This window comes from Natronolimnohabitans innermongolicus JCM 12255, assembly GCF_000337215.1.
Lineage (GTDB): Archaea > Halobacteriota > Halobacteria > Halobacteriales > Natrialbaceae > Natronolimnohabitans > Natronolimnohabitans innermongolicus.
In genome coordinates this window covers 125,664-147,901 of the sequence record NZ_AOHZ01000068.1, presented here as the reverse complement: position 1 = coordinate 147,901, position 22,238 = coordinate 125,664, and the positions used below count along the sequence as shown (strand labels likewise).

Genomic DNA, 22,238 nt, shown 5'->3' with positions numbered 1-22,238 from the left:
AAAGCGTTCCAGTCGGACGCTGCGCCCCGCGGGTCGTCGGTTTTCCGGCCCGATCCAGACGCGAGCGGATACCGTCCGAACTGCCGATCTTCCACTGTCATATTTAACCGCAACCGAAAGGATGGCTTTTTGGGACCGAACGGAGTAGGGCGTGGTATGGCTGCCCATGGCTTTCAGGGTGGGACCGGTGTCGGTGTCAGGCTTCCCGACGCCGTTCCGTTCGAACTACCGCATCCGTCGCGACTGAGCTGGGAACTCGGATCGCGCATTATCGACGGCGACGAGGCAACGCTCCACAGCGAGTGGGCGCGAACGGGACGCTCGTGGGAACTGTCGGTGTTTCGAGTGACGACGAACACGGTCGTCGTACGCATCCGAACGCCCGTCGGCCGAGAACGATTCTACGGCACCGCCGAACAGGACCTCGAGCCGGCGCTCGACCGACTCGAGTCGGCGACGGCGTGGCGGCGACTCGAGTAGGAGCCGGTATCCGTCGCTCTCGTCCGGTTTCCCGCCCGTTGGTGGTGCGCGGCCGAACCCGGTTCGGCGTGTCGCGGTCTCTCATCGCAGCGCCGTCCGCTCTCCGACCGGCGGCCAATCCTGTTTCTTCCCCCGGATAGATATGTGAGAGTGTTGACCGACGGGTATGCGCCACGTCGAGATTTCGCTCCGGCCGGACGCCCGAGAGCCGGTACTCGAGGTGCTCGAGGCGGAGGGAATCGACTACACGCTGGTTCCGGCCGAGGGAAACGAGTACGTCGCGCTCGTTTCGTTCACGCTGCCGAGAAACGCGGTCGAAACGGTGCTTGACGACCTGCAAGCGGCTGGTCTGAGCGAAGACGACCACACCGTCGTCGTCACCGCCGAGACGGTCATCTCACGAACGTTCGGCACGCTCAAATCGCGGTACGCGAGCGACGCGCTGGGAGATGACCGCCTCGCTCGCCACGAACTGTACGCCGAGTCGGACGAACTCATTCCGACGGTTCCGATCTACCTGACGATGACACTTCTCAGCGCGGTCGTCGCGACCGCGGGACTGTTGCTCGATTCCGCCGCCGTCGTCGTCGGGTCGATGGTGATCGCGCCGCTGATCGGTCCGGCGCTCGCCGCCAGCGTCGGTACCGTTCTCAACGAGGGCGACCTTTTCAGGCAGGGGCTCGCATACCAATTGCTGGGCGTCGCCGTCGCGATCGTCGGCGCCGCGGCGTTCGCCTGGCTCGCGAAATCGATGTTTCTCGTCCCGCCCGGTATCAATATCGTCGAAATAGACGAGGTCAGCGAGCGGCTCCTCCCCGACCTCCTGTCGCTGTTCATCGCGTTCGGTGCAGGGATCGCGGGTGCGTTGAGCCTCGCGACCGGAATCTCCGCCGCGCTGGTCGGCGTGATGATCGCCGCCGCATTGATTCCGCCAGCCGGCGCAGCCGGCATCGCGATCGCGTGGGGCGCGCCCGTCGCCGCGATCGGATCGCTCATCCTGGTGTTCGTCAACCTGCTTGCGATCAACATCACCGGGCTGTTCACCCTGTGGCTCATGGGCTACCGCCCACAGGTCTGGGCCGATACGGGGGACGCCCAACGGCAGGTCCGGCGACGGCTCGCGATCGCGACGGTCGCCATGCTCGTCCTCTCGACGTTTCTCGTCGGCGTCACCTGGGCGTCCTACGAACGCGCCACCCTCGAGAACCAGGTGACTGCGGAGACCGAAGACGTCCTCGAGTCGCCGGCGTACGACGACGTCTCTCTCGTCGACGTAGAACTGTTGCTCGAGGAAGACGTGCCGTTCGATCCCCCTGCGTTTCTCGAGGGAGAGTTGCGCCTCGATCGACCCGAACGCGTCGTCATTACCGTCGAACAGCCGGTCGACGACTCGAATCCGGAACTCGCCGAAGAGCTAGACGAGCGCATCAGCGACCGAACGGGATACGAGATGGACGTCCACGTTCGGTTTCTCGAGTACGACGGGGCATAAGGCGCATCGATAGTAGCACAACGGTTACGGGGTTCCCGCTGGATTTCCCTGTTATGTCACGACTTACCGAATCGGATCAGAAGCGGATCGCCGCCCTCTTCGACCGACATCTCGAGGTCGGACTCCACCACGGCGCCCAGTTGGCCGTCTACGTCGACGGCGAGTGCGTCCTCGAGCGTGCGGGGGGAACGACGGGACCCGACGGAGACGAAGAAACGACCGATCAGCGCCACCTCCTCTTTTCGTGTACGAAACCGTACGCCGCCGTCACGCTGCACTCGCTGGTCGACGACGGTGACCTTTCCTACGACGACCGCGTCGTCGACCACTGGCCCGAGTTCGCCGAGCAGGGCACCGCGAAGGCCGAGATTACGGTCAGACAGGTCCTCAGCCACACCTCGGGACTGAATCAGGGCGAGATCGACGACCGGCCCGATCTCTGGAGCGACTGGGAGGCCGTCGTCGAGACGCTCGAGTCCATGGAACCGAACTTCGAGCCGGGCGAGCAGCCGGCCTACCACGCGCTGACCTTCGGCTGGCTGGTCGGCGAGATCGTCCGCCGGGTGTCGGGGACGCCGATCGAGGCGGCCGCCACCGAGCGCGTCTTCGAACCGCTGGGAATGGACGACACCGGGATCGGCCTGCGGGAGGACGAGGACGACGACGTGGCGACGCTGGTCGGCTTCGAGGCGTTCGACCGCTGCCGGGACCCCGGCGAGGGGCTGGGCGACCACACCGAGGTCACCGCGCCGTTCAACGCCGAGGCGATCCACCGCTCGGTGATCCCCGCCGCCAACGGCATCGGCACCGCCGGCGACATGGCTCGCTTTTACGCCTGTCTGGCAAACGGCGGCGAACTCGAGGGGACCCGAATCCTCTCGGAAGCGACTGTCGAGGAGATGACCCGACTCGAGGCCGAGACGGAGGCCGACGGAACCATCGGTCGCGAGGGGCGGTTCTGTCTGGGCTTCTGGAAAGGGGGGACGACGGTCGCCCCCTACGGCTCGCTCTCACCGGAACACGTCTTCGGACACGCCGGGCTGGGAAGCAGCGTCGGCTGGGCGGATCCTGCGGAAAACGTCGCCTTCGCGTACGTTACGAACGGAGTCCGGGACGGATCGTACGAACACGTCGCTCGCGTGAACGCGCTCGCGGACGCGGTTCGGCTGGCGATTCGATAGCCGCGAGTTCAGAATAGCCCGCGGAAGAAATCGCTGAACAGTATCAGGAAGAAAGCGGCGACGAGAATGATCGCGAGGAACGTAAAGAAGATGATCGCCGCCTGGCGTCCGGTGAGCGACTCGCCTTCGAGGAGTTCGTTGACGTCCATAGTGGATGGCAAATACACAGACCACGCTAATAAATGGTGGTACCGGATAGCACGAGAAGCGCCATCACTGGAGGTCGTCGACCCCGTAATCGGCACGTTCGCCTCACGTCGTCACGGGTGGAACTCCCAGTCCTGTACCGCGACCGTCTCGCCCTCTGGAATCCCTTCCCGGTCGTCGTCGACGACCACCCAGCCGTCCGCCAGCGCGACGCTCGAGAGGACGCCCGAGCCGCTCGCGCGCGTCGGTATCGCCGTATACCGCGGCTCGCCGGGTTCGAACGCCTCGCCGTCGTCGGACTCGCGCTCCTCGAGTTGGACCCGCGCGAACGTCCGCGTCCCGGGTTCGCTCGGAATCTTGCGATTGAGGCGGGCGTCCGTGGTCGGGTGAGGGGCTGGTTCGGTGCCCTCGAGCCAGCGCAACACTGGCCGAAGGAACTGCACGGCGTTGACGATACAGGCGACGGGGTAGCCGGGTAGCGCGATGACCGGCGTTTCCTCAACGATGCCGAGACAGACGGGGTGACCCGGCTTGAGGCCGACGCCGTGGACGATCACCTCGCCCAGTTCGTCGATCACCTCGGGGAGGAGGTCGCGCTCGCCGACGGACGAGCCGCCGGAGGTGACGACGACGTCCTTCGTCAGATCACGCTGGATCGCGACCCGCAGCGACTCGAAGTCGTCGGTGACGACGTCGCGGTAGGTCACCCGGCCGCCCCAGCGCTCGACGAGTCGAGAGACGGTCAGCCCGTTGGTCTCGACGACTTCGCCCGGCTCCGGATCGCTCGCGACGAGTTCCTCGCCGGTCGGGATTACGCCGACCGTCGGCCGGTTCGCGACCGCGACCTCACCGTAGCCGGCCGACCGAACGAGTCCGAGATCGGACGGCCGGAGTCGGTGACCCGCCTCGTAGAGGCGCTGGTCGGCCGCAACGTCCTCTCCGACAGGCGCGACGTTTTCGCCCTCCGCGAGGGCGTCTTCGACCTCGAGTTCGCCGACCGACTCGAGTTCGGTGACGTGTTCGATCATCACGACGGCGTCCGCGCCCTCGGGCAGCGCGCTGCCGGTGTGGACCCGCGCGGCCGTCTCGGGGTCAACGGTCGCTTCGCCGCCGGCCCCGTCGGCGATCCGAAGCACCTCGGGAGAGCGCTCGCTGGCGCCGAACGTGTCCGCGGCGCGCACGGCGTAGCCGTCCATCGCCGCCCGTTCGTAGTGTGGCACGTCGCGGGCCGACGCGAGCGGCGCGGCCAGCACGCGCCCGTCCGCGCGTTCGACGTCGATCCGTTCGGTCCCGACGGGGACCGCGCGTTCGCCCTCGCCCTCGAGGACCTCCTCGTCGTCGCGGTCGCCCACGACGGCCGCCCTGAGTCTCCGACGCGCCTCGTCGACCGGCGTCCGCGCTTTGAATCCGGCCCGTTTGCGCTCGCTGTCGGCTCCGTCCATACGCGTACTCGGGTCGCCGGGTGCCTAAAACGTGGGGGAGCGGCGAGAACGGTACACTCGAGCGAAACGGTCTCGCCGCTCGATACGTATATGGGATGGTAGGTCCCACTACCGTGGAAATGGCGGCCCTCCAACTCCAACTCGAGCCGATATCGCTCGCCCTGCTCGCGGTCGGCGCAATCGTCGCGATCCCGCTGTGCTGGTACGCCGCGTCCCAATTTCGGTTCGCCCATCGCGTGCTTCGCGTGCAGCCCGATTCGACGTTCGACGCGCCCGACGGCGGTCGGATCGAACTCCGCGGCACCGCCGAGCCGATCGACGAGGACACGCTCGTTCGAGCACCGTTTACCGGAACTCCCTGTCTCGCGTACGAGTACGACGTCGAGGAGCACGACGGCGGCGGAAGCGGGTCGGACTGGCGGCGCATCGACGACGGCCGCGGCTACGTTCCCTTCCTGCTTTCCGACGACGACGGCAGCGTCCTGATCGAGCCGCCGGGCGCCGACTTTCGCCTCGAGACCGACGCCCGGATCGACGTCGACGGCGGCACCGAACCGCCCGAGCGAATCGCGCGGTTCATCGAGGCGACCGACGCGGTCGACTGCCAGAACACGACGGTCGACCTCCGCGTGTTCGAGCTGAAAACCGGGCGAAAGCGCCGCTTCTCCGAGCGGCGCCTCGACCCTGGTGCGGGCGTTCACGTCTTCGGCAGCGCCCGCTACGATCCGACCGTTTCCATGGTGGCGGGCCAGCACAACGCCGCCGTCGGCGTCGACGAGCGAGCCGTCGCCGACAGTCGCTGGCTTCGAGTGCGCAACGCGGCGTTTGGCGGCCCCTTCCTCATCTCGGACAGCAGCGAGCGCCGCCTCGGGCTCCGCGCCGCCGGGCACGGCCTCATGGCCGCCGCGCTCGCGGCGCTCGCCGGCTGGATCGCGCTCGCGTGGGCGCTCTGAGAGACGACCGCTACCGCGGCCTTTTTCGTATCGGCGTTCGAACCAGTACCCATGTCAGCGCTTCGCGACGCACTGCGGGACCTCTCCGAGGACGTCTTCTTCGATTTACTCGAGAGCGACGACGCCTACCTGCTCGTCGTCGACGTCCCCGGCGTCTCCGCGGACTCGCTCGAAGTCGCCGTCGACGACGGTCGCCTCTCCATCGACGCCCACCGCGAGAAGGCGTCCGACGACGGATACCGGTACGTCGAGGAGAACCGCTCGCTGTTCGTCGACGTCGACCTCCCGCTGCCCGACGACGCGGTCAGCGCACAGACGGAGGCGACCGTCGAGCGCGGCGTTCTCGAGTTGACCCTCCCCAAGGCGTCGGGTGGCGGCGAAACGACGATCGACGTCGACGTCGCCGACGACGAACGAGCGTAACGCGGGGTGACAGAGACTGGCATCCCTCCGTGCGTACAAGCGGTTCGTGCTCGTCGCCTGGCAGTTCCTCCCGTTGCTCGTCGCCTTCGCCCGCGACCGACGACGATTCCTGCTGTTCGGCCGTCCGCGGCAGGTCGACGCCGAGACCCACCGCGAGCGCGCGGAGGTACTGCTCGAGTCGCTGTTGACGCTCGGGCCGACGTTCATCAAGCTCGGCCAGCTGCTCTCGACCCGCCCCGACGTGTTGCCGCCGGCGTACATCGACGTACTCGCGTCGCTACAAGACGACGTGCCGCCGGCCGAGTGGGAGCGAGCGCGGGCGGTCCTCGAGGACGAAATCGGCCCCATCGAAGAGCACTTCGTCGAATTCGAGACGGACGCGATCAGCGGCGCGAGTCTCGGACAGGTGTATCGGGCGCGAATCGACCCGTCCGCGAACGACCGGAACCGAAACGGCGGCGCTGACGGCGACGCGACCGCAACCGCCGCGACCGCCGAGTCGACCCGCGAGGTCGCCGTCAAGATCCGCCGACCGGACATCGAGGAACTCGTCAACGCGGACCTGCAGGTGATCAGGTGGTCCCTGCCGCTCCTGTTGCGCTTCGTCGACGAGTCTCGGGCGTTCTCGCTCGAGAACCTGGCCGAGGAGTTCTCGAAGACGATCCGCGAGGAGATGGACTACGAGCGCGAAGCCGAGATGCTCCAGGAGATTCGCGCCAACTTCGCGGGCGATGACCGCTTCGTCATCCCCGACGTGTTCGAGCACCGCTCCGGGCGGCGCGTGCTCACGATGGAGTACGTCGAGGGGACGAAGATCAACGACGTCGAGGAACTCGAGCGACGCGGGATCGACCGCACGAAGGTAGCGGAGAACTTAGAGCGGGCGTACCTCCAGATGATCATGGACGACGGGATTTTCCACGCCGACCCGCACCCGGGGAACCTCGCGGTGACCGACGACGGCCGGATCGTCTTCTACGACTTCGGCATGTCCGGCCGGGTCGATCCGTTCGTCCAGGAGAAGATCGTCGACTTCTACGTCGCCGTCGCGAACCAGGACATCGACGCAATCTTGGACGCCCTGATCGAGGTCGGGACGCTCAGCCCCGACGCCGACCGCGGCGTGATGGCCGAGGTGATGGAGATCGCCATCCAGGACGCCCGCGGCGAGTCCGTCGAGCAGTACCGGATCAACCAGATCGTCGGCCAGATCGAGGACTCGATCTACGTCTTCCCGTTCCGGCTGCCCAAGAATCTCGCGCTGGTCCTGCGGGTCGCAACCGTCGTCGAAGGGGTCTGCGTCACTCTCGATCCCGATTTCGACTTCATCTCCGTCGCGACCGACTACCTCGTCGAGCAGGGCTACCGCGAGGAGTCGGCCCGCCAGTACGCCCGCGAGACCGGCCGCCAGCTCCGGGAGACCGGCGAGTCGCTGACCAGACTGGCGCCCAAAACCGAGCGCACGCTCGATCGACTCGAGCGAGACGACCTCTACGTCCGAATCGGCCTCGAGGACGAGGACGAGGTCTTCGATACGTTCGCCAGACGGCTGATCTACGGCATGTTGCTGACGATGTCGCTGTTCTCGATGGGCGTCCTCTACGCGCTCGGGGCTCCCGAAGCGTCGATCGTCGCGGCGGTCTTCTCGCTGATCGTCGTGATCCAGCTCTACCGGTCGTTCCGCGGGCCGAAATCGATCCGCGCGAAGCCGCAGTTCACCCGGCAGAACTTGCGCAAACGACGCGGCGAGGAGTGACCGGAGACTGAAGCCGGCCGTAGCTTCTTTTCGCTGGCGGCCGTGCGGTCGGTATGGACTACGAGCGGATCGCCGACCTGTCGGTAACGATCGACGACGTCTCGCTCGAGCGCCGCGAACGTGAGACCTCGAGCGAGTTCACCCGCGTCACGACCGAGTTCGCGCTGTCCGGACCCGGACCCGGGCCCGGACAGGACGACGAGGGCGACGTCGTCGTCGGCTGCGGCGAGGACGTCACCTACGAAACCGACCACCACGACGCGCTGGCCGACTCGGGGCTGCCCGATCTCACCGGCGAGTACACGATCGACTCCTTCTCGGCGCACCTCGAGTCGATCGACCTCTTCCCGGGCGGCGCGCCGGACCGCGAGGTCTTCCGGAACTATCGGCGCTGGGGGCTCGAAGCCGCGGCGCTCGACCTCGGCCTGCGGCAGGCCGAGACCGACGTCGCGAGCGCGCTCGAGCGTTCTCGCGATCCCGTTCGATTCGTCACCAGCACGCGACTCGGCGAGCCGCCGACGACCGATCGACTCGAGGCGCTTCGCGACCGGGTCCCCGGCGTCGAGTTCAAGCTGGATCCGACCCCCGAGTGGACCGACGACGTCGTCGCGGCGGTCGACGAGACCGTCGGCGCCGACGCGGTCACCATTCTCGATCTCAAGGGCCAGTACGAGGGAACCCAGGTCGACGTGCCCGCCGATCCCGACCTCTACGAGCGGGTCCTCGAGGGGTTCCCGAACGCAATCCTCGAGGATCCCGCGCTGACGGCGGAGACGCAGCCGCTGTTCGACGACGCCGACGTTCACAGCCGCGTCTCGTGGGACGCGCCGATCCACGGAGTTGAGGACGTCGCGGACCTGCCGTGGGAGCCCGACTGGCTCAACATCAAGCCCTCGAGATTCGGCTCGCTCGAGTCGCTACTCGAGACGATCGACTACTGTGGGGAGCGCGGGATCAGCCTGTACGGCGGCGGCCAGTTCGAACTCGGCGTCGGCCGCGGCCAGCTTCAGACCCTCGCCGCGCTGTACTACCCCGACGGCCCGAACGACATCGCACCGCGGGCGTACAACGAACCGACGGTCGGCGACGAGCTGCCGGCGAGTCCGCTCGAGGCGCCGGCGGATCAGCGCGGATTTCGGTAATCGGGGATCCGGTCGCCAACAGCTCGCTGCGGAAGGACTGGCTCGAGCGATAGAACCCGTTACAATTTGTCTGACCGAACAAGACAGCCACGAGAGCTATAGTGCTCGGCGAGAAGCGACACGTCCGGGAGGAATACGGGGGAAACCCCGTATCCGACCGGGATGTGAGTTTTTTGTGGGCGGTCGGTCCCGGACGAGTCGTCGTTTCGGTGCCAGGCCTATCACTGTACGGATATCGATCGACCGCGTTACGGCGACTCATTCCGGCCGCCGATCTCGACCCCGCGCCACCCCGCTCGAGGTCGGTCGACACGGCTCCCACAGCGCCGTCGGCGTTTCGTCGTCGCGGGCCGCGCGCTCGACGTCGCGGCGCAACTCGACGGCGCCGTAGCGCTCGTCCTCGAGCACTCGGTCGGCCAGTTCCGGCGTCACCGAGACGCGGCGACACTCGCCCGCGACGACGAGCCCGTCCGGTCCGAACGTGAACTCGACGTCGTAGTAGGCGACGGGCGCGTCTCGAGCCGTACAGACGGGGTGGATCGCCGCCAGAACGTTGGTGACGTACTCGAAGAGCAGGTCCATCCCGGGCGCGTCGGTCGTCTCGAGATCGATCCGAACGACGGGGGCGTAGCTCGGGCGCTGTGCGTCGGCGTCTGCGGCGCCGATCGACACGTCGTCCGTCCTCGAGTCGGCCGCGAAGTCGCCGCGTTCGGAGACGACGTCGATCCGGCGGACCGTCGGCGCTCGCTCGAGGTGCGACCCGACGCCCGGCCCCATCGCGTCGGCGAGGCTGTCCTCGAGTGCGGCCGCGAGCGCGCGTCGGTCCCGCGTTTGGACGCGTCGCCACGCGAACGCGCCCGCGACGGTTATTACGATTACGAGGGCGACGGCGCCAGCGACGGCGACGGTTCCGATCATCGAGGCGAGATACTCGTCGCAGGCAGTCAGCCGTTTCGACCGGCACTCAGCAGTTCGAGGGGAATGGAATCGGATCTCTCCCTCGGTCAACGTGGAGCGAAAGCGGGCCACTCGAGCGACGCGGCCCGCCCGGGACGACCGAGACGACGCGGTCGTGAGACGGACGACTGTCCGTCAGTTCCGGTCCGACAGCGAGCCGTCCGGCGTCAGGCCGGGAAACCGGTACAGTAGACCGTAGGAGTCGCAGCCACCGCCAGCGTCCATTCCAAACGGTTTATGACCGTCGGTTGATTACCCCGGGACATGGCGAAACAGCAGACAGAAGTTCGCGACCTCCAGGAAGGTAGCTACGTCATGATCGACGACGCGGCGTGTAAGATCAACGCCTACTCGACGGCAAAGCCCGGCAAACACGGCAGCGCCAAGGCCCGCGTCGAGGCCAGAGGCGTCTTCGACGGCAAGAAGCGCTCGTTCTCCCAGCCGGTCGACGCGAAGATCTGGGTCCCGATCATCGAGCGGAAAAGCGGACAGATCGTCTCCGTCGACGGCGACGACATGCAGGTGATGGACCTCGAGACGTACGAGACGATCACGATGCGCGTTCCCGAGGACAAGGACGTCTCCCCCGACGAGAACATCGAGTACCTCGAGATGGAAGACCAGCGGAAGATCGTCTAATGTTTCCCGGGGCGACTGACGAACGCGGAGCAGGCGACGCTGCCCGCGACGACGATTCGGCGGACGCGAACTTCGTGGTCGTCGGTGCGCCCCTGGACGTGTCGACGACCTTTCAGCCGGGGACCCGATTCGGTCCGCGGCGCATTCGAACTTTTGCGGAACCGTTCGACGATTACGACTCCCGGACGCACCAGCACTTCTCTGACCTCGGCGTCGTCGACCGCGGCGACGTCCACGCCTGGGACGACGTCTCCGCGTATCTCGAGTACCTCGCCGGAACCGTCCGCGATGCGGTCTGGGAGGAGGCGATCCCGCTCGTGCTGGGCGGCGAACACACCGTCTCGCTTGCCGGCGTCCGCGCCGTCGAACCCGAGGTGTTCGTTTGTCTGGACGCCCACCTCGACCTCTACGACGCCTACGACGGTAATCCGCTCTCGCACGCGGCCGTTACCCGTCGAATTCTCGAGGACGTCGACTCCGTCGAGGAGGTCGTCATTTTCGGCGCACGAACAGGGAGCGAACTCGAGTGGGAGCGTGCCGACGCCGACGACGTAACCGTCGTCTCGCCCGAGACGGTCGCGGAGCCGTCCGTTGCCGTCTCCGACGTCGTCGACCTCGAGGGACGAGACGCGTACCTGAGCGTCGACATCGACGCCGCCGACCCGGCGTACGCACCCGGGACGGGAACGACGGAGCCGTTCGGCCTCGAGCCCCGCGAGATGCGCGGTATCGTTCGGGCGGTTGCGCCCCACGCGAGCGGCTTCGACGTCGTCGAAGTCAACGACCGCGACGACGGGCAGGCCGCGGCCCTCGGCGGGAAGTTGCTTCGGGAGTTCGTCTTCACGAAGGCGGCTGACGGCGACGGGTGAGGTCCCGAGGAGTCGTCCGTTCGCACCGCTCTCGAGGACGGGAACGAGCACGCACACGAGCACGAGAGTCGGATCGGATTCAGATTCAGAACAGTAACAGCGACAGCGACGTCTCGCGATCGACGACCGAATACCCCTGTGCGGCGAGCACGTCGGCGTAGTACCGATCGGTGAGCGCACCCTGAACGAGGTACGCCAGGCCGAATCGGCGGTTCGGTTCGCCCTCGATCTCGAGGCGCGTCTCGTCGCCAGCGTCCCGGGTCGCGACCGTGTGCGTTCCCCACGGACGGTCGTTCGCGGTCGTCGTGATCTCGAGCGTCGAGACGCGGTCGTCTGCGCTCGAGTCGGCCGCGTCGTCCGTGTCGGTCGGGTCGGACGAGTTGGCGCCGCTCGCGACCGTCATCGTCGCCGACTGCAACCCGAAGGCGTACGAGAAGTCGTAGGTGCCGCCGTCTGCAGTCGAGCGAACGTCGTCGGCGAGCCCCCACTGAAAGGCGAGCACCGGCGGCGTGGCGCCGTCGAAGTCGGCGACGACGGCGTCGCGGCCGGGCTGTCGGTCGATCGATTCTGTCATGTGACTCACTCGCGAGACACGGAAGGTAGTAGTGTCGATCGGCGAGAATGACCGTAGCGGTAGCCCGGACTGTGTCTCGAGAGGAGCCGACGCCTCAGAACAGCGTGGGGAGCCACGCGCCGAGCGCGATCAGTACGATCGCGTGAGTGACGTGTCGGATCGCGCTCGATCGGTGTCCCGATCCCCGTTCGTCGAGATCGCCGATCACGACGGTCGGCGTCCGCTCGTTGGCGGGCGCCAGCACGGCCCCGTCTCGAGTCTCCCGGATGGTCCCCTCGACCGAGAGCGCGTCGCCGTTTTCGACGACGACCGCCTGGTACCGGTCGGGCGTCACCGAATTTCCGCCGACGCCGAGTGCGAACTCCGGATCGCCGAAGAGTCCGCGGTCGCCGATCAGCCGCAGTCGCTCGAGGAGTTTCGTCACCGGATCCGGGTCGCTGAGTCGGACGTCGATCGACGGCGTTCCCAGATCGAGGGCCGGGTCGTCGAACGGATCGTACGGCTCGCCCGAGTCGTCCGGTTCTGGTGAGAGAGCGTCCGCGTCGACCCGGACGTACCGCCCCTCGTGTCGAACGTCGAACTCGCCGACCGCCAGCCCGCCCTCGACCGTCTCGATCGCGGACGAACTGCGGCGCCCGGGCGAACTAGAGTGGCGACGGATCCGCCACGCGAACAGCGCTGGACGCTGAGTGTCGCCGGTCGCCGCCTCGGGCGGCGCGCGCTCGGGTCTCGCCGACTCGACGACCGAGACCGGCCCGGAGACGATCGTCGCGTCCGCCGTTTCCCGATCTTGCTCGAGGGTCGCCGCGGCGCCGCGGACCGCTCTGTACCGTCTGAACGACGTGATCGCCTGGTAGCAAGCCGCGACGCCGAACAGAACGAGCAGGAGAGAAACGAGCGTCAGATCGAACGAGACGTCGATCGAATCCATACGCCCACGTGTCATCGAGGTGTGATAACCGTTTGCGTTAGCCGTCGTCGAAACGCGCCCGCGTCAGAACGGCGACGACAGGTACGCCTTCGGCACCGCGTTTCGCACCGTCACCAGCGGATCGACCACCTGGCTGATCTCGAGTCCGCCGACCAGACTCGAGAACAGGTAGGCGTCGGTCGCGTCGAAGTCGTGTTCGGCCGCCAGCAGTTCGATCGCGTCCCGGTTGGCCAGTTCGCAGGCCGCTTCGAGCGTCTCCGCGCTCGCGACCGTCTTCCAGGCGTCTTCGGTCTCGAGCAGCGGCCGTTCGAGGTCGACGTCGTCGGCGCCGCCGTCGATCACCTCGAGGGTGACGTCGATATCGCAGGCGATCTCCGATCCAGTTCCGCACATCTCGCCGTCGGCCATCGCGGCCTTGCAGTCGCCTACCGCGAACATCGCCCCGTCCTGGAAAACCGGGAAGTAGGCGACCGTCCCCGTCGTCACGTCGGTCGTGTCGAGATTGCCGCCGTGGTCGTGGGGGATCAGCGTCGTGTACGACTCATCGGCGGGAGCGACGCCGATCGTGCCGATAACGGGGTCGATCGGGATCTCGAGGTCGCCGAAGGCGATCGTCTCGCCGTCGTCCGCGACGTGATTGATCCGCGTTCGCGGCGCCTCGATCTCCTCGCGGCCGTCGAGGAGGCCGAAGCCGTCGATGGAGACCACGCGACCGCGATCCTCGGCGATTCGCACGTCCTCGATCTCGACGCGGAGCGCGTCGCCGGGCTCGGCCCCCTCGATTTCGATCGGCCCCGTCGCCGCGTTAACCTCGGCGGGGACGGACTCGATCACGTCCGACTCGATCTGGACCGCCCCGTCTAAGCTGTCCCGCGTCTCGATCGTCAGCTCCGCGCCCGATTCGACCGTGGCGACCGCCTCGAGATCGGGAGTGAACTCGTAGATCGCGCCGTCCTCGTCGGTAACCGTCCGTCGCGTCATAGTCGACACATCGGACTGGAGCCCGGTAAATCAACTCCTCGAGGGTACTGCTGCCGGGACGTATTAGCCTCGGGATAGCCCGTCGCGGCGGAACCGAATCGGCTCCTCGAACGATATAGTAGCCACTGAAAGTCAATGCACACCTGATTCGCAGTACGGCGTTGCGATCAGTGTGTAAATCGTTTCAGTGACTACTATAGTCGTCGAATCCGAACGGTACCCGTACTGCTTTATCAGTGTGGTACGAACTGTCAAATGTATGTTCAGCAACATCCTCGTTCCGACGGACGGTAGCGAGGCAGCCGAACTCGCGGTCCCCTACGCGGTCGAGTTGGCCGAGCGGTTCGAAGCCACCGTCTATCCGATGTACGTCGTCGACACCGACGCGGTCAGTCACGCGCTCGGCTCCGAGCAGGTGGATCGACTCGACGCGGGACAGTTCAGCGAGATGACGGCGGTCCACGAGCGGGCAGCGGACGCGATCGATCGCGTACGCGAGCACGCCGACGAGTCGTCGATCGACGTTCACCCGGTGATCGAAGCGGGCGTTCCGTACAGGGAAATTACCGCCTTCGCCGCGGAAAACGACGTCGACCTGATCGTGATGACGTCCCGCGGTCGGGGCGGCGTCACCCGCGCCCTGTTGGGCAGCGTCACCGAACGGGTCGCCCGAAACACGCCCGTGCCCGTGCTGGTCGTCGACACGGACGACGACTCGATCGACTCCGCGGGAGTCGCGGCCGAACCCGCCTGATCGTCGGACGGGTTCGGAACCGGAACCCGAATCGCGACGAGCGCGGGGTGTGCACACACTCACGACGCTGCTAGCCGGCTTCGAACGAACGTGTGTGGGCGGACCGGCTCCGAAGGCAAGTCGTGAAACGACCGGTTGCGGACGACCGTCAGGCGCAAAACCTTGCGAGTGCGCCCCATACATTGATTCCGAGGATAGGTGAGAGAAACGCTGCTAGTATGTGTGTGAGTCGTATTCGCGGGACGTCGACGCGACACCCACTCGACGCTCTCGGCGTCGTCGGGCGATCGACAACCACGAGAAAAGCCGGTACCGGGGTCGGTCGAGGTGGGCGGCGTGAGTGAGCTTCCGCCGATGACGTCGGTTAAGCGCTGGCTGGTCACGACGAACCACAAGGACGTCGGGATCCTCTATCTCGCGACGTCGCTGTTCTTCCTGCTGTTCGGCGGCGTGCTCGCGTTGCTGTTCCGAGCGCACCTCTGGGAAGTCGGTGGAACCGGGCTGCTCACGGCCAACGAGTTCAATCAGGCCGTCTCGGCCCACGGGCTGTTGATGGTGTTCTGGTTCCTCTCGCCGATCGCGACCGGATTCGCGAACTACTTCGTCCCGCTACAGATCGGGGCGAAAGATCTCGCGTTCCCGCGGCTGAATGCCATGAGCTACTGGTTCTACCTGTTCTCGGGGATCCTCTTCGCGCTCTCGTTCTTCCAGGGGCGGACGTTCGCCGGCGGCTGGACGATGTACGCCCCGCTGAACGTCCCGACGTACACGCCCGCGTTAGAGGCGGCGACCGGCGGAAACACCGCGATCCTCGCGTTGATCATGTTCGTCCTCTCGATCACGATCGGGACGGTCAACTTCATCACGACGATCCATCGCTCGCGGGCGGAGGGGATGGGGCTCTGGAACATGCCCCTGTTCACCTGGACGTGGCTGCTGACGGTCTGGATGATGCTGTTTGCCTTCGCGGCGCTGCTCGCCGCGCTCCTGTTACAGGGGACAGATCGTCTCTTCCTGACCCAGTACATGGCCACCGATCAAGGGTCGGGACTGTTGTGGGCCCACCTGTTCTGGTTCTTCGGCCATCCGGAGGTGTACATCGTCTTTTTCCCCGCGCTGGGGATCATGTTCGAGACGTTCCAGACCTTTACCGGTCGACGGCTAGTCGGGCGCAAGTGGGTCATCATCGCGATGGTTCTCGTGGCCGTCCAGTCGTTCCTCGTCTGGATGCACCACATGTTCCTGACCACGATCAATCTGGAGATCAAGACGCTGATGATGGCAACGACCATCGGGATCTCCCTTCCCTTCGACCTGATGGTCTTCGCGCTGATCTACACGATGGTCAGGGGGCGAGTCCGCTTTACGACGCCGTTCCTGTTCGCGATGGGGGCGCTCGTGTTGTTCATCCTGGGCGGGATCACGGGCGTCTTCCTCGGCGCCGTCGTCCTCGACTACGAGTTCCGCGGCACCTACTGGGTCGTCGCCCACTTCCACTACGTGATGGTCTCCGGCGTAACGGCCCTGATCGGCGGGCTCTACTACTGGTGGCCGAAGCTCTCCGGGAAGATGTACTCCGAGACCCTGGGTAAGCTCAATTTCGCCGTCTACTTCGTCGGGTTCAACCTGCTGTACTTCCCGATGTTCCTCGCCTGGGAGACCCCGCGGCGCGTCTTCAACTTCGATCCGGCGCTGGAGGTCTACCACCAGATCGCGACCGTCGGAGCGTTCGTCCTCGGCGCGTCGTTCCTGATCATGTTCGCGACGTTCATCCACAGCTGGGTCAAGGGTCCCGTCGCCCCCGACAACCCCTGGGAGTTCNATCATGTTCGCGACGTTCATCCACAGCTGGGTCAAGGGTCCCGTCGCCCCCGACAACCCCTGGGAGTTCTCCCGAACCGCCGAGTGGGCGATCCCCTCGCCACCACCGCTCGAGAACTGGGACGGCCGCCCGTCCTACGCCAGCGGCCGCCTCGAGTTCGTCGACGACTCGACGACCGCAGCCGACGGCGGGGCGGCGACCGACGGCGGCGTCGCCACCGGAACCGGGACGGCACAGGAAGCGGAACACGCGGATCACGCCAGCATCTGGCCGTTCGGGATCAGCATCGGTCTCTTCGTGTTCTTCCTCGGACTCTCCGGACTCACGCCCTACATGGTTTCCTTCGCGGATGGAACCGGAACGGCTCCGGACACGCTCACCGGCACGGCCGCCGACGCAAACGTCCTCTATCCGCTGTTGACGGTCCTCGGCGTCGTGATCCTCGGATACACGCTCTTCGAGTACGGCCGCGAAGAATTCCACGCCCCCGAACTAGCGATCGCCGAACGCTGGCCGTTCGAGGGCATCGGCAACACGAAGTTCGGCGTCTGGGTGTTCCTGGCCTCCGACGTCGTCGTCTTCGGCGCGGTGATCGGCGCGTACGTCTTCATGCGCCTCCACATGGGCTGGAACGAGTGGACGATGGTCCCGTTTGCCTCCTGGCCCGGCCTGCTCAACACCTACGTCCTGTTGACCTCGAGCTTCACGGTCGTCCTCGCGCTCGTCTTTGCCGAACGCCGGAACAAACGCGGGCTCCTCGGCGCGATGAGCGCGACGCTGTTGCTCGGCCTGACGTTCATGAGCGTCAAGGCCTACGAGTACAGCGTCAAGTTCGCCGACGGCGAGTACTGGTGGTACGGCCTCGAGTACTCCATCTACTACGTCACGACGGGTCTACACGCCCTGCACGTCATCTTCGGCCTGCTCATCGCCGTCTTCATGATCTACCGGATCGCGAGCGTCGACGCCTACCTCGAGGACCACCGACCGGTGGAGTTCTTCGGGCTCTACTGGCACTTCGTCGACATCGTCTGGGTGTTCCTCTTCCCGCTGTTTTACCTGCTGTAGCGGTCGGTCACCCGCTGGACGGGATTCGTTCCGCCCCGACACCCTCACTCCGGTTCGGCGGTCGACGCGTCGATCGTGATCTCGACGACATCTCCGGCGTCGACGTCGGCACGCTCGAGGAGCCGGAGGATCTGCTCGCTGTCGCCGTCGGTCAGGACGCGGGCTGGAATCGTCTCACGCTCCGACTTCAGTTCCGTCCCTATCCCCGCCGCCGTCTCCGGATTCGCCGTCGAACCGTGACTCGACTCAGTCGGTCCGGGTCTGACTCGCTCGTCCGATCCGTCACTGCGTCTCGTCGCCGACGCCGGGGTTCCCTCGCTCGCCGCACTCGGCGCCGGGGCGTCCGAGCCGACGGCGAAATCGCGCTCGAACGACTCGAGGTCGACGCCTTCGGCCTCGAGGTCGACCGAACCCCGTCGGACCGACGGCAACGAAGCGGTCACGTCGGTCGATCGACTCTGGGCGAGTTCCCACCGCTGGGTCCGAATCTGGGTCGCCGTCTGCTCGGCGATCCATCCCGGCGAGAGCCACTCGCCTTCGTCGTAGAGTCGGTGGACGTCCTCGTCGTTCGTCCCCCAGGTGAAACAGTGATCGAAGCGCCGCTGAAACCAGTTGAGCGCGCCTCCGGTGGCGTGTTTGACGACGACGTGTGTCGGCGCCAGTTCGTGGACGAGGTCGTCGATCGTCTCCAAAGAGGGGTGGTTCCGGAGGTCGATACAGTGGGTCGTACACCGTACGCTGGGGAGCGATTCGCCGTTGCCCGTTCCGAGTCGGACGAAAACGGCAGCCGGATCGTCCGCGACGGCCCCGAAGAGGCGCGAGGCGCTTCCCCGCGTCGGATCGGCCGGACCGGCGACCGTCACGCCGCCGTGCTCGAGAACCGCATCCGGGCGGTCGAACACCGAGACCGTCTCGACGGCGGAATCAGTCTCGTCCACTGCGCCGCTGTCTGTCGCTTCGAGTGCGGCGTACACCGTGGCGGTCTGGCCGACGAGCGTGATCGGCAGGTGTCGATCGAGCGTCGCCGCGAGCCGATCGAGCAGCGTCGCGACGTGGACGCCGGTCAGCGAACTCGTCGCGACGACGACTCGAGAGCCGGCGTAGGCCCGCTCGAGGATCGTCCGCAACGCGGTCTCGAGGGCGTCCGGATAGGTGTCGTCGCTCGAGACGGTCAGGAACAGCGTGTCGATATCGAACGGGTATGCGGTCGCGAGCCCCGGAAAGCCCGCACAGGGGCGGCGCGTGAAATCGCCGGTCACCAGGAGGTGGTGCTCGTCGGAGAAGGGGCCGTTGGCTCCGTTCTCGTCTCGAAACCGGACCACGAAGCCCGCCGCGCCGGGCGTGTGTCCCGCGGGAACGGGACGCACCTCGAGGTCGGCGAGGATCGACGTCCAGTCGTCGATCGCCTCGAGGTGGTCGAAGACTGGCGAGAGATCGCCCAGGTCGTTGTCCTTTCGTGCTTCCGGGAGCGCGTGCTCGAGGACGGCCGCCGTCGCCGGCGACGTGTATATTGGGGCGCTGTGGCGAACGCTTCTCGCGAGCGTCCGGTAGTGGTCGATGTGGGCGTGCGTGAGCAAGATCGCGTTCAGGTACTCGTCAGGGGCGAGCAGCGCGTCGAGGTCGACGCCGGCACCCGAGTCGACGAGAACGCACGCACGCGTTCCGTCGGCGGCCGTGAATCGGAGAAGCGACGACTCGTTGCCGTCGCGAACGTTCGCGTGCTGGTACGAGACGCGCATCTACTGGCGTTCAATGCGTCCCGAATCTACTTGAATTCCCGCATGTGTTTGATAGAAATCAGTTGCCGGGCGGGCGAAGCCGAGTCGGTCGGCCGCGTAGAACCAACCGAATACAAGGTCCTCGCCGGCCACGCTCGAGACATGGAGCTCTCGGAGTTCGTCGACCGACTCGACGCGGAACTGCGCATCGACGACTACGCCGAACTGGACGCGAGCGCGAACGGCCTGCAGGTCGGCCCCGACGACGGGACGGTCGATCACGTCGCCGTCGCCGTCGACGGCGTGGAGGCGACGTTCGAGCGGGCGATCGACGCCGACGCGGACGTCCTCGTCACCCACCACGGCATCTCGTGGGGCGGCTTCGACCGCGTCACCGGCCGCACCTACGACCGACTCGAGCCCCTCGTCGCAAACGACCTCGCCCTGTACGTCTCCCACCTGCCGCTGGACGGCCACCAGGAACTCGGCAACGCCGCCGGCGTCGCCGACGTCCTCGGACTCGAGGACCGGTCGCCGTTCGGCGAACTCGGCCCCGAGTACATCGGCCAACGGGGGACCGCCGCCGACGCCTACTCCATCGACGACCTGCGCGAACGCTTGCAGACGGCACTCGAGACCGGCGGGCAACCGGTTCAGACGCTCGCGTTCGGCCCCGACGAGATCGAAGAGATCGCGATCGTCACCGGGAGTGGAACGGACTGGCTCGACGAGGCGGTCGACGCGGGCGCCGACGCGCTGATCACCGGCGAGGGGAAACAGAAGGCCTACCACGAGGCCCGCGAGGCCGGCGTCCACGTCGTGCTGGCGGGTCACTACGCGACCGAGACCTTCGGCGTGCGAGCGCTTCAGGGCCTCGTCGAGGAGTGGGGACTCGAGACGACGTACCTCGAGGAACCGACGGGTCTGTGAGCGAGCGACCGATTCAGTACGTCTGATACGACGCCGATCCGACGTCGATCCGGACGAGCGTGTTCTCATCGTAGGCGCCGCGATCGGCGCCGTACTTCGCGTTGATCCGCCGCCGCGCAGCCGCGGTTTCCGCCTCGTCTTCGATCACGGTCGCCGTGCCGCGGAGCGTGACCGTCCACCGCGTCCGCCCGTCGTCGTCGGCCTGAATCGAAAGCGAGACGCGCGGATTGGCTCGAATATTCGCCAGTTTCTGGCCCGTCGTCACGATCTCGACGGTCTCCGTATCGGCCTCGTACCGATACCAGACCGGCGCCACGTGCGGGCGCTCGTCGACGCAGGTCGCCAGGTGGGCCATCAGCGGTTCGCTCTCGAGCAGCCGTCCGGCTTCCGCTGGTACCGTCACGGGCGAACACCCGGCGTCGGCGTGCAAAAGCGGACGCCATGACGGTGCCAGCGAAGCGCGTTCGTCGACCGGACCGACGGACGATGGAGCGGGTGTCCCGCGACCACCTTCGTTCGAACGCCCGCCGCCGTACGGTCGCGCTACGGCGCGGAATCGCCCGTACTCGCGGTTCGCATCCGTTCGGCGTCCAGCGTCGCGTAGTGCCAGAGCGTCCCGGTCAAGCCGTCGGCGGCGACCCGACGTCCGGAGCTCTCGACCAGCACGTCCGGACAGTACCCCGTCGGATACCGCCGCGCGAGCCGTCGGCTGAACGCCGTGTCCTCGTTCGGAACGTCCGGAAAGCCGCCGACATCGTCGAACACCGTTCGCCGAACGACGGTGTTGAACCCCGGGAGGATCGGTCGCTCGAGGCGCGGGAAGACGCGGTTGATCGTGGCCTCCATCAGCTTCGCCCGGCGCGGACCGGTGATCCGACAGCCGGAGCTGCCGGCGGCCAGCCCGTTGGCCTCGAGGTAGCCGAGAAGCGCCGTCAGGTAGGTCGGGCGCAGCGTCGTGTCGGCATCGACGAACGCGAGCCACTCGCCGTCGGCGGCGGCCACTCCCTGATTTCGCGCCCGCGCGATGCTCGTTCCCGAGCCCTAGAGGACGGTCGCGCCGTGCTCGCGGGCGATCGTCCGCGTCGCGTCGCTCGAGTCACCGTCGACGACGATCGTCTCGCGGGCGTAGTCGGTGTCGAGTCGGGCGATGCTCGCGAGCGTCCCGTGGAGGTACCCGCCCTCGTTGTGCGCCGGGATCACGAAACTCACGTCCGGCGAACAGAACTCGCCCGCGTCGGTACTCGCGGACGCCGCATTCGACGGCCTCGAGTCGTCGCCGGTGCGTTCGTCCCGTCTCGTAACCATCCTAGCCTGTCGGTCACGGCCGGCCGGCTTAAGCCTCCGGCGCTCGGGTGCGCGCTCGAGGCGTCCCGGTCGAACGTACGCGTCAGCCTCGAGGCCGCGGCTCCAGCGCGTCGGCCGATCGTGTCACACCGACCCAAGAGGTTTGTTTTCACACACCTGGGAGTGGCAGGATTATCTATCATGAACTTTTATAACCAAGGAGCCTGTAGAGGGGTGTACAGATGTCGGTCGTACACGTAGTAGCCTAAATTCGCCGCTTCCGACGAGTCTCCGTACCGTTCGACGACGATACCACCCACACCATCCACCCCCACCCCCCGACCGACATGAGCACCCAACAGTTCCGAACCCGACCCGACGCCGAACCGCACCCGACCACCCGAACACGACCCACGACCGAACCGATCAGCGCTCGAGCGGCCGTCGCCGGCTCCCCGCAAACGTTCTCGAGCCGAAACACCGCCCAGTTACAGAACCTGATCGACGAGTTCAACGCCGCCTTCGCCGCCAGCGGCGACTAACGCCGGTCAGCTGAATCCGAACCGACTTTTGTATCGCGCCGGTAGACTCGAGTGGCCGATGACGACCCACTCGCTCCGAACCGGACTCGGCACCCGGTGGTGACGAGCCCTATGAGTGCCGAGGCCATCGATTTAGATAGGGTCCTCTTTATC

20 protein-coding genes and 2 pseudogenes are annotated in these 22,238 nt (G+C 66.6%); 13 read left to right on the top strand and 9 right to left on the bottom strand.

What is annotated here, in order from left to right:
• Positions 1-156: 156 nt before the first annotated feature.
• The 3 genes from C493_RS14705 (at position 157) to C493_RS14695 (ending at position 3,153) form a co-directional block, all read left to right on the top strand.
• Positions 157-480: a hypothetical protein gene (locus C493_RS14705; protein WP_007260254.1), complete on the top strand. Its 324-nt coding sequence runs from the start codon at positions 157-159 to the stop codon at positions 478-480.
• A gap of 166 nt (positions 481-646) precedes the next feature.
• Positions 647-1,972, top strand: a complete 1,326-nt coding sequence (locus C493_RS14700; protein ID WP_007260253.1) for a TIGR00341 family protein — start codon at positions 647-649, stop codon at positions 1,970-1,972.
• Positions 1,973-2,025: 53 nt separating this feature from the next.
• A complete protein-coding gene (locus C493_RS14695; protein ID WP_007260252.1) occupies positions 2,026-3,153 on the top strand; it encodes an EstA family serine hydrolase in 1,128 nt (375 codons plus the stop codon).
• 8 nt (positions 3,154-3,161) lie between these two features.
• Here C493_RS14695 and C493_RS23470 read toward each other — a convergent pair whose 3' ends face one another.
• Both C493_RS23470 and C493_RS14690 read right to left on the bottom strand, forming a co-directional pair.
• Positions 3,162-3,302 (bottom strand): hypothetical protein, encoded by a 141-nt coding sequence (locus tag C493_RS23470; protein WP_007260251.1) that lies wholly within the window; start codon positions 3,300-3,302, stop codon positions 3,162-3,164.
• A gap of 111 nt (positions 3,303-3,413) precedes the next feature.
• Entirely contained in the window at positions 3,414-4,742 is a 1,329-nt protein-coding gene (locus C493_RS14690) for a molybdopterin molybdotransferase MoeA (RefSeq protein ID WP_007260250.1), read from the bottom strand.
• 119 nt (positions 4,743-4,861) lie between these two features.
• On the opposite strand from C493_RS14690, the gene C493_RS14685 reads away from it, so the two are divergent.
• From C493_RS14685 to C493_RS14670, 4 genes are read left to right on the top strand one after another with little or no spacing between them, the layout of a single operon-like run.
• Positions 4,862-5,695 carry a hypothetical protein gene (locus C493_RS14685; RefSeq protein ID WP_007260249.1) on the top strand — a complete coding sequence of 278 codons (834 nt, stop codon included), beginning with the start codon at positions 4,862-4,864 and terminating at the stop codon, positions 5,693-5,695.
• Positions 5,696-5,746: 51 nt separating this feature from the next.
• Positions 5,747-6,118: an Hsp20/alpha crystallin family protein gene (locus tag C493_RS14680; RefSeq protein WP_007260248.1), complete on the top strand. Its 372-nt coding sequence runs from the start codon at positions 5,747-5,749 to the stop codon at positions 6,116-6,118.
• A gap of 46 nt (positions 6,119-6,164) precedes the next feature.
• Positions 6,165-7,874, top strand: coding sequence for an ABC1 kinase family protein (locus tag C493_RS14675; RefSeq protein ID WP_007260247.1), 1,710 nt, complete (start codon positions 6,165-6,167; stop codon positions 7,872-7,874).
• A 53-nt stretch (positions 7,875-7,927) separates the two neighbouring features.
• Positions 7,928-9,016, top strand: coding sequence for an enolase-like domain-containing protein (locus tag C493_RS14670; RefSeq protein WP_007260246.1), 1,089 nt, complete (start codon positions 7,928-7,930; stop codon positions 9,014-9,016).
• Positions 9,017-9,274: 258 nt separating this feature from the next.
• Here the strand turns inward: C493_RS14670 and C493_RS14665 are convergent, their stop codons facing one another.
• Positions 9,275-9,934 carry a hypothetical protein gene (locus tag C493_RS14665; protein WP_007260245.1) on the bottom strand — a complete coding sequence of 220 codons (660 nt, stop codon included), beginning with the start codon at positions 9,932-9,934 and terminating at the stop codon, positions 9,275-9,277.
• A gap of 303 nt (positions 9,935-10,237) precedes the next feature.
• Between C493_RS14665 and C493_RS14660 the strand changes: the two genes are divergently transcribed.
• Positions 10,238-10,612, top strand: a complete 375-nt coding sequence (locus C493_RS14660; protein WP_007260244.1) for a translation initiation factor IF-5A — start codon at positions 10,238-10,240, stop codon at positions 10,610-10,612.
• A complete protein-coding gene (gene speB, locus C493_RS14655; RefSeq protein WP_007260243.1) occupies positions 10,612-11,481 on the top strand; it encodes an agmatinase in 870 nt (289 codons plus the stop codon). The genes C493_RS14660 and speB overlap by 1 nt, the downstream gene beginning before the upstream one ends.
• Before the next feature lie 85 nt (positions 11,482-11,566).
• Here the strand turns inward: speB and C493_RS14650 are convergent, their stop codons facing one another.
• The 3 genes from C493_RS14650 to C493_RS14640 all read right to left on the bottom strand — a co-directional run bounded on the left by C493_RS14650 (position 11,567) and on the right by C493_RS14640 (position 13,967).
• Entirely contained in the window at positions 11,567-12,055 is a 489-nt protein-coding gene (locus C493_RS14650) for a hypothetical protein (protein ID WP_007260242.1), read from the bottom strand.
• Positions 12,056-12,149: 94 nt separating this feature from the next.
• The gene (locus C493_RS14645) at positions 12,150-12,986 is read right to left on the bottom strand and encodes a hypothetical protein (protein WP_007260241.1); all 837 of its coding nucleotides are present in this window, start codon (positions 12,984-12,986) and stop codon (positions 12,150-12,152) included.
• A gap of 63 nt (positions 12,987-13,049) precedes the next feature.
• Positions 13,050-13,967: an acetamidase/formamidase family protein gene (locus C493_RS14640; protein ID WP_007260240.1), complete on the bottom strand. Its 918-nt coding sequence runs from the start codon at positions 13,965-13,967 to the stop codon at positions 13,050-13,052.
• A 259-nt stretch (positions 13,968-14,226) separates the two neighbouring features.
• On the opposite strand from C493_RS14640, the gene C493_RS14635 reads away from it, so the two are divergent.
• Positions 14,227-14,721: a universal stress protein gene (locus C493_RS14635; RefSeq protein ID WP_007260239.1), complete on the top strand. Its 495-nt coding sequence runs from the start codon at positions 14,227-14,229 to the stop codon at positions 14,719-14,721.
• A gap of 336 nt (positions 14,722-15,057) precedes the next feature.
• Positions 15,058-17,611, top strand: a pseudogene (locus C493_RS14630) (cbb3-type cytochrome c oxidase subunit I).
• A 44-nt stretch (positions 17,612-17,655) separates the two neighbouring features.
• Here C493_RS14630 and C493_RS14625 read toward each other — a convergent pair.
• A complete protein-coding gene (locus tag C493_RS14625) occupies positions 17,656-19,350 on the bottom strand; it encodes an MBL fold metallo-hydrolase (protein ID WP_007260235.1) in 1,695 nt (564 codons plus the stop codon).
• Positions 19,351-19,392: 42 nt separating this feature from the next.
• Here C493_RS14625 and C493_RS14620 point away from each other — a divergent pair, with 42 nt between their 5' ends.
• Positions 19,393-20,259 (top strand): Nif3-like dinuclear metal center hexameric protein, encoded by an 867-nt coding sequence (locus C493_RS14620; RefSeq protein ID WP_083912421.1) that lies wholly within the window; start codon positions 19,393-19,395, stop codon positions 20,257-20,259.
• Between the two features lie 13 nt (positions 20,260-20,272).
• On the opposite strand, the gene C493_RS14615 is transcribed toward C493_RS14620, so the two are convergent.
• On the bottom strand, positions 20,273-20,662 hold the full coding sequence (locus C493_RS14615) for a pyridoxamine 5'-phosphate oxidase family protein (RefSeq protein WP_007260233.1): 390 nt from the start codon (positions 20,660-20,662) through the stop codon (positions 20,273-20,275).
• A gap of 140 nt (positions 20,663-20,802) precedes the next feature.
• A pseudogene (locus C493_RS14610) lies at positions 20,803-21,564 on the bottom strand (glycosyltransferase).
• A gap of 326 nt (positions 21,565-21,890) precedes the next feature.
• Between C493_RS14610 and C493_RS14605 the strand changes: the two are divergent.
• Positions 21,891-22,085, top strand: coding sequence for a hypothetical protein (locus tag C493_RS14605; protein ID WP_007260232.1), 195 nt, complete (start codon positions 21,891-21,893; stop codon positions 22,083-22,085).
• Positions 22,086-22,238: the final 153 nt, after the last annotated feature.